At 59.5% G+C, this 3,524-nt stretch carries 3 protein-coding genes and 1 pseudogene (1 of these 4 running past the window's edge); 3 read left to right on the top strand and 1 reads right to left on the bottom strand.

Annotated elements, in window-relative coordinates; translation table 11 throughout:
• Positions 1 to 480: MFS transporter (locus ACFFAR_RS01525; RefSeq protein ID WP_174365057.1), on the bottom strand; the 480-nt coding region annotated here is incomplete at its 3' end.
• A 286-nt stretch (positions 481 to 766) separates the two neighbouring features.
• Here ACFFAR_RS01525 and ACFFAR_RS01520 point away from each other — a divergent pair.
• The 3 genes and pseudogenes from ACFFAR_RS01520 to ACFFAR_RS01510 form a co-directional block, all read left to right on the top strand.
• Positions 767 to 1,735: a LysR family transcriptional regulator gene (locus tag ACFFAR_RS01520; protein WP_174365058.1), complete on the top strand. Its 969-nt coding sequence runs from the start codon at positions 767 to 769 to the stop codon at positions 1,733 to 1,735.
• Between the two features lie 109 nt (positions 1,736 to 1,844).
• The gene (locus ACFFAR_RS01515) at positions 1,845 to 3,158 is read left to right on the top strand and encodes a Glu/Leu/Phe/Val dehydrogenase (RefSeq protein ID WP_061998418.1); all 1,314 of its coding nucleotides are present in this window, start codon (positions 1,845 to 1,847) and stop codon (positions 3,156 to 3,158) included.
• Between the two features lie 282 nt (positions 3,159 to 3,440).
• Positions 3,441 to 3,524, top strand: a pseudogene (locus tag ACFFAR_RS01510) (glutamate/aspartate ABC transporter substrate-binding protein) (it continues 815 nt past the right edge of the window).

Below are 3,524 nucleotides of genomic sequence, written 5' to 3'. Positions count from 1 at the left end.
GGGGAAAAGGAAACCGTCGAGCACTGCGCCGATATTGCCCGCCGCAGCCAGCCCGAGAACCAGGCCCTGGACTTTCGGCGGATAGTTGCTGCCGGCCATCGGCAACGCAACTGCGAAGCTTGCGCCGCCCATGCCGAGAAACACGCCGAGAACCAGCAGCAGCGAATACGACGGTGTGCCCGACAACAGCGGCAGCACGATCGTCGGAACGGATGAAAGCAGCACGCCCATTAGCGCGACACGGCGGCCATCGGTAGATTGATACAGGTTGCCGAGCGTCACGCGCAGGATCGCGGCGGCGAGCACCGGCACCGCGACGAGGAAGCCTTGCTGCGCGGCGGTCATCGTGATGTCTTTGCTGATGAATGGCGCGAGCGGACCGTAGAGCACCCAGACGGTGAAGCCGGTATCGAAGTAGAGGAAGCACGCAACCAGCGAACGCCAGTTGCCGCTCTTCAGGGATGTGATCAGGTTTTTCATCGGGTCCTCGGAGTGGGACTGCAACGCGGAGCCGGCGAGAATTCGCAAGCATCATGCCAATCAGATCCATCTTTTCAGCCAATGTCTCCAGAACGTATGTCAGCGCGCCTCAGCGTTTGATCTGTCCCAATCGCCCTACCAATCGCACGCAACACCACGCACCGATACCACTTCACCGCAGCACCGCCCATGTGCGGCCAGCGTGACAATGGTGCGAACCGTTCATGCGCAACGGTAAAATGCCGATGCGTCCCTGAACGCACCCCAACCAGCCCCAAGGCGCAGCATGGAACTGAAATGGCTCGAAGATTTCGTCTCGCTTGCGGAGACGCGTAGTTTCAGCCGGTCGGCCGAAATGCGGCATATCACGCAACCGGCGTTCTCGCGCCGCATCCAGGCGCTCGAAGCGTGGCTCGGCACGGACCTGATCGACCGGTCGGTGTATCCAACGCGCCTGACGCAGGCCGGACAGGTCTTCTACGAACAAGCCCTCGCGATGCTTTCTCAGTTTCACGAAGCACGCACGCTTTTGCGCGGACAGACCGGTGTGCCCGATGCAACCATCGACTTTGCGGTTCCGCACACGCTTTCGCTGACCTATTTCCCACGATGGCTGCAGCACATCGAAGCGCGGCTCGGGCGCATCAACACGCGTTTGCGCGCGCTCAACGTGCACGACGCGGTGTTATCGCTGGTGGAAGGCGGCTGCGATCTGGTGATGGGCTATCACCATCCGAGCCACCCGGTCGCGCTCGATCCCGCGCGCTACGACATGCTCACGCTGGGCGCCGAATTGATCAGCCCGTTTTCATCGGTGAACAAAGGCGGACGGGCGCGATATGTCTTGCCCGGCGCCGCCGATGCCCTCATCCCGTATCTCTCGTACACGCCCAACGCCTACCTTGGACGGATGACGGAGGTGATCATCGCGACATCGCCGGCGCGGCTGTACCTTGAAAAAGTCTATGAAACCGATATGGCCGAAGGGCTCAAGGCCATGACCCTCGCCGGCCACGGCGTGGCGTTCCTGCCGCACAGCGCGGTCGCCAACGAAGTCGATGAAGGCCTCCTGATCCGTCTGGACCGTGGAACGCGCGGCACGCCCGCCGGTCAATTCACGCTGACCATGGAAATCCGTTTGTATCGTGACAAGATGGCGTCAAAAGGCGATGACCCGCGCCAGGCGCTGATGCGAAATCTCTGGGAAGCGGTCGGGGAGGAGATCTCCCGGTCGGTTGAAACCCAAACCCCGTAAGCGTTTTCGGTGTTATGCAAGATAAACATAACGCAATGATGAAACGGCATTGGATTTCAATAAGCGAATTTTCGACAATGAACGTATTCCACACAACGTTGGAGCTTCAATGTCTTCGCAGCAACCAGAACATCCTGCAGCCGTTGTTCAACACGCCATCCCGTCTTATCTCGATTCCACCCATCTCGGCCCCTGGGGCAACTATCTCCAGCAAGTCGACCGCGTCGCGCCGTATCTCGGCTCGCTGTCGCGCTGGATCGAAACCCTCAAGCGCCCGAAGCGCATCCTGATCGTCGATTGCCCCATCGAACTCGATAACGGCACGGTCACGCACTTCGAAGGTTATCGAGTGCAGCACAACATGTCGCGCGGACCGGGTAAGGGCGGCGTGCGATACCACCAGGATGTGACGTTGTCGGAAGTGATGGCGCTGTCGGCGTGGATGTCGGTGAAGAACGCGGCGGTGAACGTGCCGTACGGCGGCGCGAAAGGCGGTATTCGTGTCGATCCGCGCACGTTGTCGCGCGGTGAACTGGAACGCCTGACACGCCGCTATACCAGCGAAATCGGCATCATCATCGGGCCGAATCAGGATATTCCCGCGCCCGACGTGAACACGAATGAGCAGATCATGGCGTGGATGATGGACACGTACTCCATGAACCAGGGCCAGACGGCAACGGGCGTGGTCACCGGCAAGCCGATCTCGCTGGGCGGCTCGCTCGGCCGCAAGGAAGCGACCGGACGCGGCGTGTTCGTGGTCGGTTCGGAAGCGGCACGCCGGATCGGCTTTGATATTGAAGGTGCACGGATCGCGGTGCAGGGCTTTGGTAACGTCGGCGGGATTGCGGCGCGCCTGTTCCAGGAAGCGGGCGCGAAAGTGGTTGCGGTGCAGGATCACACGGGGTCTCTCTACCAGTCGTCGGGTATCGATGCAGTCGCGCTGTTCGATCACGTAGCCAAGCATGGCGGCGTAAGCGGCTTCGAAGGCGCCGATGTGATCGGCAAGGACGAGTTCTGGACCATCGAAAGCGACATCCTGATTCCGGCCGCGCTCGAAGGCCAGATCACGGAAGAAAACGCGCCCAAGATCCGCACGAAGATCGTGGTGGAAGGCGCCAACGGCCCGACCACGACCGCAGCCGATGACATCCTCCACGACAAGGGCATTCTCGTGATTCCCGACGTGGTCGCGAACGCCGGCGGCGTGACGGTTTCGTACTTCGAGTGGGTGCAGGACTTCTCGAGCTTCTTCTGGACCGAAGATGAAATCAACCAGCGCCTCGAACGCGTGATGCGCGAAGCGTTCGCTGCGGTGTGGACTGTTGCAAGCGAGCACAACGTGTCCGTGCGGACGGCGGCGTTTATCGTGGCGTGTACACGGATTCTTCAAGCTCGCGAAATGCGCGGCCTTTATCCATGATTTTGGTCTCTGAGAACGTTTGCGTGCGCGGACTTTCATGAGGCCGCATTAAAGCAACAAACGCATCAATTGCCCGGTGGTGTCTCGAACGACACCCCGGGCTTTTTGCGCAAGAAATAAAAGAACTGAAGAGACGAACCACGATGACCGAAAAGTCGTTAAAGTGCGCGCTGCGCAAGGCATACAGCGGGTGTCTCAAAATTATCAAGTGTGGACAACATTCATTCTTTCAAATTTATTACCCTGCTAAAATTGCGCCGTTTTCGCCAAGGAGATCAAATTATGAAGATTAAAAAAGCTGCGCTGCTGCTTGCTGCGCTGGGACTTTTCGCATCGGGCGCGCAAGCGCAAAACAACGATACGCTC

This window comes from uncultured Caballeronia sp. (assembly GCF_964243625.1).
Classification (GTDB): domain Bacteria; phylum Pseudomonadota; class Gammaproteobacteria; order Burkholderiales; family Burkholderiaceae; genus Caballeronia.
Note: the sequence above shows the minus strand (reverse complement) of the source record. Positions and strands in the feature narration are given on the sequence as shown.

Bases quoted from the DNA above. Each gene is read 5' to 3' on its own strand.
- ACFFAR_RS01515 (WP_061998418.1), top strand. From the start codon at position 1,845: ATGTCTTCGCAGCAACCAGAACATCCTGCAGCCGTTGTTCAACACGCC.
- ACFFAR_RS01520 (WP_174365058.1), top strand. From the start codon at position 767: ATGGAACTGAAATGGCTCGAAGATTTCGTCTCGCTTGCGGAGACGCGT.